At 62.8% G+C, this 13,211-nt stretch carries 13 protein-coding genes; 8 read left to right on the top strand and 5 right to left on the bottom strand.

Going from position 1 to position 13,211, the window contains the following annotated elements; genetic code table 11:
• Positions 1-8: 8 nt before the first annotated feature.
• Positions 9-704 carry a tRNA (adenine(22)-N(1))-methyltransferase TrmK gene (locus tag NR126_RS23925; protein WP_027618400.1) on the bottom strand — a complete coding sequence of 232 codons (696 nt, stop codon included), beginning with the start codon at positions 702-704 and terminating at the stop codon, positions 9-11.
• 197 nt (positions 705-901) lie between these two features.
• Entirely contained in the window at positions 902-2,308 is a 1,407-nt protein-coding gene (locus NR126_RS23920) for a cytosine permease (RefSeq protein ID WP_256831817.1), read from the bottom strand.
• A gap of 323 nt (positions 2,309-2,631) precedes the next feature.
• On the opposite strand from NR126_RS23920, the gene NR126_RS23915 reads away from it, so the two are divergent.
• Both NR126_RS23915 and NR126_RS23910 read left to right on the top strand, forming a co-directional pair.
• The gene (locus NR126_RS23915) at positions 2,632-3,117 is read left to right on the top strand and encodes a flavin reductase family protein (protein ID WP_256831811.1); all 486 of its coding nucleotides are present in this window, start codon (positions 2,632-2,634) and stop codon (positions 3,115-3,117) included.
• Between the two features lie 134 nt (positions 3,118-3,251).
• On the top strand, positions 3,252-4,295 hold the full coding sequence (locus tag NR126_RS23910) for an LLM class flavin-dependent oxidoreductase (protein WP_256831803.1): 1,044 nt from the start codon (positions 3,252-3,254) through the stop codon (positions 4,293-4,295).
• A gap of 124 nt (positions 4,296-4,419) precedes the next feature.
• Here NR126_RS23910 and NR126_RS23905 read toward each other — a convergent pair whose 3' ends face one another.
• Complete coding sequence (locus NR126_RS23905) at positions 4,420-5,241, bottom strand: amino acid ABC transporter permease (protein WP_027618404.1); 822 nt, start codon at positions 5,239-5,241, stop codon at positions 4,420-4,422.
• Positions 5,238-6,059: an ABC transporter substrate-binding protein gene (locus NR126_RS23900; protein WP_105755766.1), complete on the bottom strand. Its 822-nt coding sequence runs from the start codon at positions 6,057-6,059 to the stop codon at positions 5,238-5,240. Before NR126_RS23900 ends, NR126_RS23905 begins: the two co-directional genes overlap by 4 nt.
• A gap of 118 nt (positions 6,060-6,177) precedes the next feature.
• Between NR126_RS23900 and NR126_RS23895 the strand changes: the two genes are divergently transcribed.
• Positions 6,178-7,062, top strand: coding sequence for a homocysteine S-methyltransferase family protein (locus NR126_RS23895; protein ID WP_256831799.1), 885 nt, complete (start codon positions 6,178-6,180; stop codon positions 7,060-7,062).
• A gap of 148 nt (positions 7,063-7,210) precedes the next feature.
• On the opposite strand, the gene NR126_RS23890 is transcribed toward NR126_RS23895, so the two are convergent.
• Positions 7,211-7,705, bottom strand: a complete 495-nt coding sequence (locus NR126_RS23890; protein WP_105755767.1) for a signal peptidase II — start codon at positions 7,703-7,705, stop codon at positions 7,211-7,213.
• 245 nt (positions 7,706-7,950) lie between these two features.
• Here NR126_RS23890 and NR126_RS23885 point away from each other — a divergent pair, with 245 nt between their 5' ends.
• The 5 genes from NR126_RS23885 (at position 7,951) to NR126_RS23865 (ending at position 13,024) form a co-directional block, all read left to right on the top strand.
• The gene (locus NR126_RS23885) at positions 7,951-9,375 is read left to right on the top strand and encodes an FAD-binding oxidoreductase (protein ID WP_027618408.1); all 1,425 of its coding nucleotides are present in this window, start codon (positions 7,951-7,953) and stop codon (positions 9,373-9,375) included.
• Positions 9,376-9,406: 31 nt separating this feature from the next.
• Entirely contained in the window at positions 9,407-10,354 is a 948-nt protein-coding gene (locus NR126_RS23880; protein WP_027618409.1) for a LysR family transcriptional regulator, read from the top strand.
• Between the two features lie 46 nt (positions 10,355-10,400).
• Entirely contained in the window at positions 10,401-11,720 is a 1,320-nt protein-coding gene (locus NR126_RS23875) for an MFS transporter (RefSeq protein WP_256831792.1), read from the top strand.
• Positions 11,686-12,003, top strand: a complete 318-nt coding sequence (locus NR126_RS23870; RefSeq protein ID WP_256831790.1) for a P1 family peptidase — start codon at positions 11,686-11,688, stop codon at positions 12,001-12,003. Before NR126_RS23875 ends, NR126_RS23870 begins: the two co-directional genes overlap by 35 nt.
• Positions 12,004-12,193: 190 nt before the next feature.
• Positions 12,194-13,024: an alpha/beta fold hydrolase gene (locus tag NR126_RS23865; protein WP_105755768.1), complete on the top strand. Its 831-nt coding sequence runs from the start codon at positions 12,194-12,196 to the stop codon at positions 13,022-13,024.
• The last annotated feature ends 187 nt before the right edge of the window (positions 13,025-13,211 follow it).

Genomic DNA, 13,211 nt, shown 5'->3' with positions numbered 1-13,211 from the left:
GGGCTTGGTCAGCCGAGCAGTTCGGTGATCCAGCGCACCTGCCGCTGCAGATCCTCGAGCTTGACCTCGGGCACCGCCTGCCGCGCCCGGGCGAACTGGTCGAGGGTCTTGTGCCGCTCGCGCAGCAGGCGTTGCCACTTGGCCAGGAAGGCCGGGCTGCGGGCCTGCAGTTGCAGGGGGCCGAAGTACAGTTGCTCGGGGCTGTACTGCACCGGGCCGCTGCGCTCGGCGACGATGATCTCGTAATAGAAGCGGTTTTCCCGCAGCACTTCCTCGAAGACAATGCGGTAGCCGTTTTCCATCAGCCATTGGCGCAGAGGTTGTTCACCGCCGTTGGGTTGCAGGATCAGCCGCTCCGTACCGCTCAGGCGATCCTTGCCAGCGTCGAGGATGTCACGGATGGTCTCGCCACCCATGCCGCACAAGCTGATGGCGTCGATCCGGTCCTGTGCCTCGATGGCCGCCAGGCCGCTGGCCAGGCGCACGCTGATCGCGTGCTGCAGATCGTTTTCACGCACGCAGCGCTCTGCAGCGCGAAACGGAGTCAACGCCACCTCCCCCGCTACCGCTGCAGTAATCCGGCCACGGCGCAGCAGGGCCACCGGCAGATAACCGTGATCCGAGCCGATATCGGCCAACCGCGCGCCCACCGGCACCTGCGCCGCGACGCGTTCCAGGCGTTGGGACAATGTCTGTTCGTTCAATGGCAACGCCTATTCAGCAACAACCTCCGGCACCCACCGCCGGATCGGGGGCGCGATTGTGTCGGGCTGCGGCGATATCTGCAATCACCGCAGATTAATCCCGTGTAGGCGCTGGCTTGTCGGAACGCCGCCCGAAGCCGGCTCGCTCCTGAAGTGGATCTGCGAGGCATGCAGATTTTGCGATCGACCACCTCACCTCAATCAGCAAACCTCAGCCGCGCCACCCGACCAGCACGCCCCCGCCCCCGCGTCGCCAGGCAGTAATAAAGCGGACAAGTCACCAACAACCCCACCAGCCAGGACAGATCCGCGCCCTCCACCAGATTGGCGTAAGGCCCGACGTACAGCGAGGTATTGGCAAACGGCAGCTGCACCATGATCCCGATGAAGTACGCGACAATCGCATGCAGATTGAAGCGTCCGTAAATCCCGCCATCGGCGCGGAAGATCGAGGCGATGTCGTAATGGCCGCGCTTGATCACATAGAAGTCGATCAGGTTGATCGACGCCCAGGGCACCAGCACCAGCAACAGCGCCAGAATCAGGCCGATGAACTGCGCGATGAAGTCCGCCGAGGCGCCCAGCGCCACCAGGCAGCAGCCCGCCAGCACCAGGCTCGACAACACTACCCGCACCTTGATGCTCGGGGTCCATTGACTGGCGAAGGTCTGGATCGAGGTGATGATCGAGAGCACCGCGCCGTATAGATTCAAAGCGTTGTGGCTGATGATGTTGAGCAGGAACAGAACCATCAGGATCGGTCCCAGCCAGCCGGTGGACTGCTTGACCGCCGTCATCGCCTCGGTGCCTTGCGGGGTCGCCAGCACCGCCACCGCGCCGAAGCTGAAGGACAGAATGGTGCCCAGAGTCGCGCCCAGGTAGGTGGCGAAAAACGGCCGGGTGATGCCGATGTCGGCCGGCAGGTACCGCGAATAATCCGAGACATAGGGCGAGAAGCTGATCTGCCAGATGATCCCCAGCGACACCGTGGCCAACCAACCCGACAGGTTGAAACCACCACGGGTAAAGAAGTCGGCCGGCAGTTCATGGGCAAAGATGTAGAGGAAGCCGACCAGCAGCGCGCTGCCCATGACCCAGGTGCCAATCCGATTCAGGGTATGGATGAACCGATAACCGATCACTCCGATGGCCGTGGCGCTGAGGGCGCCGATCAGAATGCTTGCCGGCACCGGCACCGAAGGCGCGATGCCGACGATCGACTTGCCCGCCAGGACGATGTTGGAGATGAAGAAGCCGACGTAGATCAGTGCCGCGAAGAACACGATCAACAGCGCGCCGTAGCGACCGAACTGGGCGCGACTCTGCACCATCTGCGCAATCCCCATGCGCGGCCCCTGGGCGGAAGCCAGGGCAATCACCAGGCCGCCGACCATATGCCCGAGGACAATCGCCAGCAGGCCCCACCACAGGTCCAGATGGAACACCTGGATCACCATCGCGCCGGTGACGATCGGCAGTGGCGCGATGTTGGTGCTGAACCATAGGGTAAAGAGATCGCGGGCCTTCCCATGGCGCTCTGCGAGAGGAACGTAGTCGACCGTGCGGTTCTCGATCAACGGATCTTGCCGGGACATCTGGGACATATGCATGAACTCGAGTTTGTCTGTTCTTATCGTTGTACGAAGCCAAACCGGGGGGACTCTGTGGCCGCCCCTCAGATGCGAGCCATATTATGGTATTCCAAACTTTTCACAAGACTGCTCCGGTGTTAAAAAGCCCATCTGATCTGCAATCCAGGGCGCTGCAGATCCTTGTCGAGTCGCTGAAAGCCCCGTAAACATTGAGCCGAACAAAAATAGGCTACGTTTATCGGATCAGCCAAAAAGACCTTGCATAAGATGTATTACGGTATACCATCAGACCTACAAGCACATAAAAATCACGCTTTTCCCTTGAGGACCGTCCAATGATCGATGCCGCCATCTACAAACAAGTCATGGGCTCGTTCCCGTCCGGCGTGACCGTCATTACTACCCTGGATGACGACGGCCAGATCGTCGGCCTGACCGCCAGCGCCTTCAGCTCGTTGTCGATGGACCCGGCCCTGGTGCTGTTCTGCCCCAACTACAGCTCCGATTCCTATCCCGTGTTGATCAAGAAAAAGCGCTTCGCCATCCACGTCCTTTCCGGCGGCCAGCAAAACGAAGCCTATGCCTTCGCACGCAAGGGCAAGGACAAGGCCCAGGGCATCGAGTGGACGCTGAGCGAACTGGGCAACCCGATCCTGGCCAACGCAACGGCGGTCATCGAATGTGAATTGTGGCGCGAATACGAAGGCGGCGATCACGCGATCATGGTCGGCGCCGTAAAGAACCTCATTGTCCCGCAACAGACCGCCGCCCCACTGGTGTATTGCCACGGCAAGATGGGGGCGCTGCCGGTTCCGGCGTGATCTCCGGTATTGCGCTCCCACAGGTTGCTCACTGACCAGAGAGAAATATTTGAACCTATTTCGTATTATGGTATACCAATAACCAACAGCCTCGCAGTCGATGGGGCGACCACAAGAGATCCGAGGTAAGCGTCATGAAATTTTCCCTGTTCGTACACATGGAACGTTGGGACGAAAGCGTCAGCCACCGCCAGCTGTTCGAAGACCTGACCGAGCTGACGCTGATGGCCGAAGCCGGTGGTTTCAACACGGTGTGGATCGGCGAACACCACGCCATGGAATACACCATTTCGCCCAGCCCGATGCCACTGCTGGCTTATCTCGCGGCCAAAACCACCACTATCCACCTCGGCGCCGGCACCATCATCGCGCCGTTCTGGCACCCGTTGCGGGTCGCCGGTGAGTGCGCCTTGCTCGACGTGATCAGCAACGGTCGGATGGAAGTCGGTCTGGCCCGTGGCGCTTACCAGGTCGAGTTCGACCGCATGGCCGGCGGCATGCCTGCCTCCAGCGGTGGCCAGGCCCTGCGAGAAATGGTCCCGGTGATCCGCGCCCTGTGGCAAGGCGATTACGCCCATGACGGCGACATCTGGAAATTCCCCACCTCCACCAGCGTGCCCAAGCCGATCCAGCAGCCGAACCCGCCGATGTGGATCGCCGCCCGTGACCCGGATTCGCACAACTTCGCCGTGGCCAACGGTTGCAATGTCATGGTCACGCCGCTGATGAAGGGCGACGAAGAAGTCCTCGACCTGAAGAACAAATTCCAGGCCGCCCTCGACAACAACCCGGACGTGCCGCGCCCACAACTGATGGTGCTGCGTCACACCCACGTGCACACCGCCGAAGACCGCGAAGGCTGGAAAGTCGGGGCGCGGGCAATCGCGAAGTTCTACCGCACCTTCGATGCCTGGTTCGGCAATAAGGTGACCCCGGTCAACGGCTTCCTCGACCCAAGCCCGGAAGAGAAATTCGCCGGCCGCCCGGAGTTCGAACTGGACAGCCTGCACAAGACGGCAATGATCGGCACCCCGGAAGAAATCATTCCGCGCATCCAGTACTACCAGGAACTGGGTGTCGACGAGTTCAGCTTCTGGTGCGACAACAGCCTGCCCCACGCGGAAAAGAAAAAGTCCCTGGAGCTGTTCATCAAGCACGTGGTCCCAGCGTTCCGCTAAGCCCCTCGCCCCGCTGCTCCCCGGCCTCTGCGCCGGGGATTCACCGCCGTTTCCAGCAGGCGTCCACGGGCGCTAGTCCGGCAACAATGCGCACACCGCCTGCAGTACCGCAGCTTACTCGTCCCTAACGCTGATAGGCCTTGCCAAAGCGCCTTTCCAGCCGGGCCTGGATCAGTTCCAGGGAGATCGACAGCACCCAGTAGATCACCGCGGCGGTGGTCAGCATTTCCAGGTAGCGGTAGCTGGAACGGCCATAGGATTGGGCAAGGAACATCACTTCCCAGACGCCCATCACCGAGATCAGGGAGGAGTCCTTGAGCATCGAGATGGCCTGGTTGGCAGTCGGCGGAATGATCACCCGCATCGCTTGCGGCAGGATGATGTGGAAGAGAATCTGTCGCGGGCGCATGCCCAGCGCCAGCGCCGCTTCGCTCTGGCCGCGGGCGACGCCGAGCAGGCCAGCGCGGAAGATTTCGCTGAGGTAGGCGCCGTAGTTCAGCGACAGGGCGATGATCCCGGCGCTGATCGCCCCCGGCACCAGGCCCAACTGCGGCAGGCCGAGGTAGATCAGCAGGATCTGAATCAGCAGCGGCGTGCCACGAAAGAACGAGGTGTAGAAGCTGGCGATCCCCACCAGCACCGCGCTACTGGACAGTCGGGCCAATGCCGCGGCAAACCCCAGCAGCACCGACACCAGCATCGAACACAGGCACAGGAACAACGTCAGCGCCGCGCCCTGCAGGAAGCCGTTGGGTCCGAGTTTGAAACCGGCCAGGTAGGGGAATTTCTCGACGATGATCGAGAACTTCAAATCGAAGCTGAGGAAGAACGCGACGAACATCACGAACAGCCCCAGCCAGGTCAGGTACAGGCGCACGCGAAAGCCGGGCAGGCGCGAACCCGTCGATGCGACGACGGGTTTCAGAGGGGGTTGGGGAGCACTCATTTGCTGATGTCGGCGCCGATCCATTTCTGCGACAGCTTGGCCAGGGTGCCGTCAGCCTTCAGCTCGGCGAATACCTGGCGGACTTTCGCGTCCCACTCTGGATCGCCCTTTTCGATGGCCACCGAGTTCGGCTCTTCATAGAGCGCGGGACCGGCCAGCTTGAAGCGCTGGTCCTGGTTGAGGCGTGGTTGCGCGGTCACCAGGTTGGTGAGGATCGCGTCCAGGCGTACACCGGCGCCGAGGCCGAGGTCCTGGAAGGCGACGTTGTCGGTGTCATAGGGGGCGATCTGTACCGCGTCGAAGGGGTAGTCGATCTTCTGCTCTTCGGCGCCTTCGATCACCAGGTTCTTATTCAGGTAGCTCTCATAGCTGGAAGCGCTGGTGAGGCCGACCTTGAGGTTATTCAAGTCCTTGGCCGAATGGATGCGCTCATCCTTGGCGTTGACCACGATCACCGCCGGCGATGCGTAGTACTCCACCGGGAAATCGAACACTTCGGCCCGCGCCTTGCTCGGGGTCATCGAGCAGATGCAAATATCGTAGCGACCGCTCCAGCGACCGGCGGCGATCACGTCCCACGAAGGAGTCTCCAGACGCAGCTTGACGCCCAGCTTCTCGGCGACCGCCTTGGCCACGTCGACGTCAAAACCGTCGAGCTGGTTTTGCTCATTGAGGAAGGAGAACGGCGGATAGCTCTCCATCAGCACGTTGACCACTTCCTTACGAGATTCGACGCGATCAAGGGTGGCACCGGCGAAGGCTTGAGACGCTGCAGCGAGTACGACAAGACCCGCGCCCAACAAGGAAGGTAAACGCATGCAAATACCTGAAAATTATTTGAAATTTAATTCAAGGTATTTAATAGTTATAAGCAGTAAGAACAAAGTGAATTTTGTTCATAAGAACCTTCGAAAAAGATATATGGGAGCGTGACCGATGGTGATTCTCGATGGCGGCATGGGCCGCGAATTGCAGCGCAGCGGCGCCCCCTTTCGCCAGCCCGAGTGGTCGGCGCTGGCCCTCAGCGAAGCGCCGGACAAAGTGATTGGCGTGCATGCCGCGTTTATCGCCGCCGGGGCCCAGGTGATCACCAGCAACAGCTACGCGGTGGTGCCCTTCCATATTGGTGAAGAGCGTTTTGCCCGCGAAGGCCTGGCGCTCGCGGCCACCGCCGGGCAACTGGCGCGCACGGCGGCGGACGCTGCCCCTCAACCGGTCAAGGTCGCCGGTTCGCTGCCGCCGTTGTTCGGTTCCTACCGTCCGGATCTGTTCCAGCCGGAGCGGGTCGCGGAACTCCTCACACCGCTGCTGCAAGGCCTGGCACCCCATGTCGACCTGTGGCTGGCGGAAACCCAAAGCTCGATCGCCGAGGTACAGGCCATCCATGCCCTGCTGCCGGCGGATGGCAAGCCGTTTTGGGTGTCCTTCACCCTGCGTGACGAAGAGGTCGACGAAACCCCGCGCCTGCGCTCCGGCGAGCCGGTGGCCGAGGCCATCGAAGCGGTCGCCAAACTGGGTGTGGCGGCGGTGCTGTTCAACTGCAGCCAGCCGGAAGTGATCGGCGACGCGGTGGACGTCGCGCAGTCGGTCATCCGCCGCCTGGGCCAGGACATCGCCATCGGCGCCTACGCCAACGCCTTCCCGCCGCAACCCAAGGAAGCCAAGGCCAACGACGGTCTCGACGAACTGCGCGCCGACCTCGACCCTGCCGGTTACCTGATATGGGCCCGCGACTGGCAGCAACGCGGCCTGAGCATGATCGGCGGCTGCTGCGGCATCGGCCCGGAGCATATTGCCGAGTTGAAGCGGAATCTGGGTTAGTACACCGGCACATTCAACCTCTTTGTTGACTGACACACCGCTTTCGCCAGCAGGCTCGCTCCCACAGAATTTGTGGTCGATCACAATACTTGTGGTCGCTGCAAAACCTTGTGGGAGCGAGCCTGCTCGCGATATCGAGGTGTCAGTTCTACCCCCGCCCCTTCCTGATCTCCGCCAGCAACAACACCCCCGCCCCGACCATGATCGCGATATCGGCAATGTTGAACACCCCGGTGTGCAGCGGCCCGAGGTTCAGCACCAGGTAATCCACCACATGCCCCTGGCGAAACACTCGGTCGATCAGGTTCGACACGCCGCCCAAGGCAATCAAATACATCGCTGCCGCCTTGACCGGAGTGGTCACCCAGCGCGCAAGCGACCACCCTGCGGCCCAGACGACCACGGCGCCCACACCAACAATGAAAATCAGCTGCTTGACCTGCGGATCCAGCCCCGCACCCAGGCTGAGAAAGGCCCCCGGATTCAGGCTCAAGGCAACGTCCAGCCAGGCAAACTCACTGCCAAAGCGGAAACTCTCGGCGGACAATTTGACCAGCGCCTGCACCTTGACCCACTGATCGAACACGATAAACAGCACACCGATCAACACGGCAAATAGCCGACTTTTCAACACAACTGACATGAACAATCCTTTCATTCATCGATGGCGGGAACAGCGCGTCGCGCACGATATCGCGGCCCGCTGACAGGGTCCAGCGGCAAGTCCGTGGCGCGTGAGCCGAGACCCGCGCTATCTGCCGTCGCGATGGCGCCATCTCTATTCTGCACGACTAACACCCCCGCCATGCAGCTAGGATATGGACAACTCCCCCACCCCGGGTCCGGCAATTGACCGCCCTGAGGAACAATAAGACTGGAGACCGCACGATGCTGCCCACCGCCCCCGCCACACCTGCTTTCCCGCCCCTGCCCGAGGCCCTGCTCGCGGAGCTGAGCCAATTGCTCGGTTCACGCCTGAGCACGTCCGCCAGTGTCCGCGAACACCATGGCCGCGACATTTCCGCCCTCGACCCGATGCCGCCGCAAGCCGTGGCCTTCGTCAATCACCTGGACGAAATCGTCGCCGTGCAGCAGGCCTGCCATCGCTACCGAGTGCCGATTATTCCCTACGGCAGTGGCAGTTCCCTGGAAGGCTGGGTGCACGCGGTGCATGGCGGGGTGTGCATCGACCTGTCGGCGATGAACCAGATTCTCGACGTGCGCATCGACGACATGGACGTCACCGTGCAACCCGGCGTGACCCGCAAACAACTGAACGCCGCCCTGCACGGCACCGGCCTGTTCTTCCCCATCGACCCCGGCGCCGATGCGTCGCTGGGTGGCATGGCCGCCACCCGTGCCTCGGGTACCAACGCCGTGCGCTACGGCACCATGCGCGAAAACGTGCTGGCAATGACTGCTGTGCTGGCCGACGGTCGCGTCCTGCACACCGGTGGGCGGGCACGCAAATCTTCGGCCGGCTATGACCTCGGGCACCTGCTGATCGGCTCCGGCGGCACCCTGGCCACGGTGGCAGAACTGACGGTCAAGCTGCACCCGATCCCGGAAGCGATCTGCGCGGCGGTGTGCAATTTCCCCAGCGTCGACCAGGCGGTGCGCACGGTGATCCAGGCCATTCAACTGGGGGTGCCGATTGCCCGCATCGAACTGATCGACACCCTCACCGTCCGCGCGCTCAACGCCTACAGCAAGACCAGCCTGCACGAAGCGCCGTCGCTGTTTTTCGAGCTGCATGGCTCCGAAGCGGGGGTCAAGGAACAGGTGGACATGGTGCGCATGCTGGCCGACGAACACGGCGGCCAGGACTTCGACTGGGCAGTCCATCCCGAAGACCGCAGCCGCCTGTGGCAGGCGCGCCACGACGGTTATTTCGCCGCCACTGCCCTGCGTCCCGGCTGCCGCACCCTGACCACCGACGCCGTGGTGCCGATCTCGCGCCTGGCCGAATGCATCGAGGCCACCGCCGCCGATCTCCAGGAAAACGGCCTGTTGGCGCCGATCTTCGGGCATGTCGGCGATGGCAATTTCCATGCGGTGATCCTCGTCGACCCCAACGATCCAGACGAAGTACAGCGCGCCGAAGACGTCGCCCATCGCCTGGCCGAACGGGCGATTGCGATGCAGGGTTCGTGCACCGGCGAGCACGGCATCGGCCTGACCAAGCAAGGCTTCATGGAGCAGGAGCACGGGCCGCACGCGGTGGCTATCATGGCCGCGATCAAGGCCGCCCTCGACCCCCGGCAACTGATGAACCCGGGCAAGATCTTCGCCCGTGGCACGCCGGCCGAGTGACCGCAACCGCCCCGCTGCAGCAGGAACGCTCATGGAAATCAGGCAACTCAAATACTTCGTCGCGGTGGTCGATGCCGGCAGTCTGTCCCGGGCTTCGCGGGACATTCATGTGGTGCAGTCGGCCCTTAGCAAGCAGATGTCAGCGCTGGAGGCCGAGCTCGGTGCGCAGCTGTTTCATCGCAGCAACAGCGGGATCGTGGTCAACGAAGCCGGCAAAGTGTTCTACGAATACGCCCAGGGCATGCTCAAGCAACTGGACGCGGCCAAGGCGGCGGTCAACCCCGATGCGGCGGCCCTCAGCGGCTCGATCGTGGTCGCATTGCCGCAAAGCGTGGCGACCATCCTCGCTCTGCCCTTGCTGCAGGCCGTGGCCCGCACTTACCCGCAGGTGCAGTTGCATCTAAATGAAGAGCTCACCGGCAACCTGGTGGATCAACTGGTGCGTGGTCGGGTCGACATCGCCCTGTTCACCCGCATCGGCCTGCCGTCAGAAGTCAGCTTCAGCCCACTGATTGAGGAGGACTTCTACCTGATCCACCGTGCCGATGCCCCCGACATGCCGGCCGCCGGCGACGTGACCCTGGCCGAGGCGGTGGCGCAACCCCTGGTGTTTCCCAGCCGCGCCCACAGCCACAGTACCCGCGCCTTTGTCGACCAGGCCCTGGCCGAGCAACAGTTGCCGCCTTCGCGGGTGGCCATGGAAGTCAACTCGGTGCACATCCTCAAGAGTGCGGTGGAAGCTGGCATCGGCCCGAGCATCATGCCGCTCAACCTGGCCCTACGCGAGGTCGCCGAAGGTCGCCTGGTGGCCCACCCGATCACCCCGCGGGTGATGTTCCGCACCCTCGGCATCTGCGTCTGCGAGGCGCTGCCCAGCAGCAAATTACGCGAGTTGATCAGCGCGCTGATCGGCCAGGTGGTGCGCGACATGTGCCGCTCCGGCGAATGGCCAGCGACCCGCCTGATCGATCCGTCCTGACCCCGTTCCAGCCATTGCTTCGACAACAACAATAATGAGGCTTGCCATGCAACAGACTGCCACGCCCCCGGGCACCCTGCCCGACGCCGCGCTCGAATCAGCCTACCGCAAGACCGCCTGGCGGATCATTCCGCTGCTGGTGCTGTGTTACCTGGTGGCTTACCTGGACCGGGTCAACGTCGGCTTCGCCAAACTGCAAATGCTCGACGACCTGAAGTTCAGCGAAGCGGTGTACGGCCTCGGCGCCGGAATCTTCTTCATCGGCTACCTGCTGTTCGAGATCCCCAGCAACATCGCCCTGCACCGCTTCGGCGCCCGACGCTGGATCGCCCGGATCATGGTGACCTGGGGCCTGCTGTCGGCGGCGATGATGTTCATCGAAACGCCTATGACCTTCTACGTGCTGCGGCTGCTGATCGGCATCGCCGAGGCCGGTTTCTTTCCCGGGATCATCTTCTACCTCACCACCTGGTTTCCCAGCCAGCGCCGGGGTGTGATGACTGCCCTGTTCATCATGGCCCTGCCGATTTCCAGCCTGTTCGGCTCGTTGATTTCCGGGCTGATCCTGCAGCACCTCGATGGCGTCCAGGGCTATGCCGGCTGGCAGTGGCTGTTCGTCATCGAAGGCCTGCCCGCCGTCGGACTGGCGGCGGCGGTGTTCTTCCTGTTGCGTGACCGCATCGCCGACGCCCACTGGCTGACGCCCGAGGAACGTCAGGGCATGCAGGCCGCTATCGACCGCGAGGCCGCCACCAAGCAAAGCCACCACCTGCGCGACGGCCTGCTCAACCCGCAAATCTGGCTGCTGGGCGCGGTGTATTTCTGCCTGGTGCTGGGGCAATACGTGATCAGCTTCTGGCTGCCGACCATCATCCGCAACAGCGGCGTGCAACAACCCTGGGCCATCGGCGTGCTCAGCGCCCTGCCCTATGCCGCCGCTGCAGTGAGCATGGTGCTGGTGAGTCGCAGCTCTGATCGCCGTGGCGAATACCGTTGGCACCTGGCAATCTGCGCGACCATCGGCGCCCTGGGCGTGGCCTTTGGCACGCTGTTTGGCGACAACCTGGTGCTGGGCATGCTCGGTTTGATCGTCGGTACGGCGGCGATGATCAGCAGCCTGCCAGTATTCTGGGGCTTGCCGGCGGCAGTGGTCAGTGGCGCCGCAGCGGCCGCCGGGGTGGCGTTGATCAACACCCTGGGCAACGTCGCCGGGTTCTTCAGCACCATCGTCGTCGGCTGGTTGACCCAGATGACCGGTAACACCCAGGCGGCGATGTACGTGATGGCGGCGATCTTGCTGGTGGGTGGCGGGCTGGGGTTGACGGTCAATCATGTGCGCAAGGCCGTGCTGGTGCCGGCGGCCTGATCATGAACGCCCCGGACCTGTAGCCGTTGGCTTGCCAGCGAAGAACCAGATGCCGCCCGCCGCCTACGCGCGCAAAGGCCCGCCCACCACTGATCAGCTGCGGATGGTCAACAACGACCACATCAGCGAGCTGTTCCTGGCGGCCACCGAAGCCGTCGAGGAAGCCATCATCAACGCGTTGCTGGCAGCGGATACGGTCGAAGGCAACGGCCACAGCGTACCGGGGCTGGATGCCGCGACCTTGCTACAAGCACCGCGCAGTGCCGGCTGTCCGGGGGTATAGACCAAAGTCGCGGGTGGCGTGACATCCACCCACCAGCGACTAACCTTTTCAGGCGCCCGCTTCCGGTCGCCTGCCCCACGGCGACCACGTACCCACTTTGCCCATGCTCCTGAGGAATCGGTTCGCGTCAGCGCCCGTCGGCTGCAACAGCCGGCGGCCAACCCACACCCGACCACAAGGAATCACCGCCATGACCTTCATCACCACCCAGGACGGCACGCAGATTTTCTACAAGGATTGGGGCCAGAAAGACGCCACACCCATCGTGTTCCACCACGGCTGGCCGCTGAGCGCCGACGACTGGGACGCGCAGATGATGTTCTTCCTGCTCAGGGGCTACCGGGTAATTGCCCACGACCGGCGCGGTCACGGGCGCTCGACCCAGACCTGGCAAGGCAACGAGATGGACACCTACGCCGCTGACGTCATCGCCCTGACCGACGCCCTCGACCTCAAGGGCGCGATCCACGTCGGCCACTCCACCGGCGGTGGCGAGGTCGCGCGCTACACCGCCCGGGCCAAGCCGGGACGGGTGGCCAAGGCGGTGCTGATCAGCGCGGTACCGCCGATCATGGTGCAGTCGGCAAGCAACCCCGGCGGCCTGCCGCTTGAGGTGTTCGACGGCTTCCGCGCAGCGCTGGTAGCGGGTCGTGCGCAGTTCTACCTGGATGTGCCGACCGGGCCGTTCTACGGTTTCAATCGCCCCGGGGCCGAGGTCTCGCAAGGTGCGATCAACAATTGGTGGCGCCAGGGCATGATGGGCGGCGCCAAGGCCCACTACGACTGCATCAAGGCGTTCTCCGAGACCGACTTCACCGAGGACCTCAAGGCCATCGAGGTGCCGACCCTGGTGATGCATGGCGAGGACGACCAGATCGTGCCGTTCGCCGACTCCGCGCCACTGTCCGTCAAACTGCTCAAGCACCCCACCTTCAAGCCCTACCCGGGCCTGCCCCACGGCATGCCGACCACCCATGCCGAGTTGATCAACGCCGACCTGCTGGCGTTCATTCAAGGCTGAGCAATCCGCTCGTGGCGGCGTCCCGTACGCCGTCGCGAGTGCTGCTGGAACGAAACATGTGATATTTATTCTCAAATGCGCATAAAGCGCTTTAAGCATTTACTTACATTTGCGTATGATAGTTATTCTCAAATAACACCATCCTATAATGTGAGTCCGAATGTCCCTTCCAATGCTCTCGCGTTCA

It is taken from the genome of Pseudomonas sp. Pse1 (genome assembly GCF_024519635.1).
Taxonomy (GTDB): Bacteria; Pseudomonadota; Gammaproteobacteria; order Pseudomonadales; family Pseudomonadaceae; genus Aquipseudomonas.
This window is presented reverse-complemented; position numbering and strand designations above follow the sequence as displayed.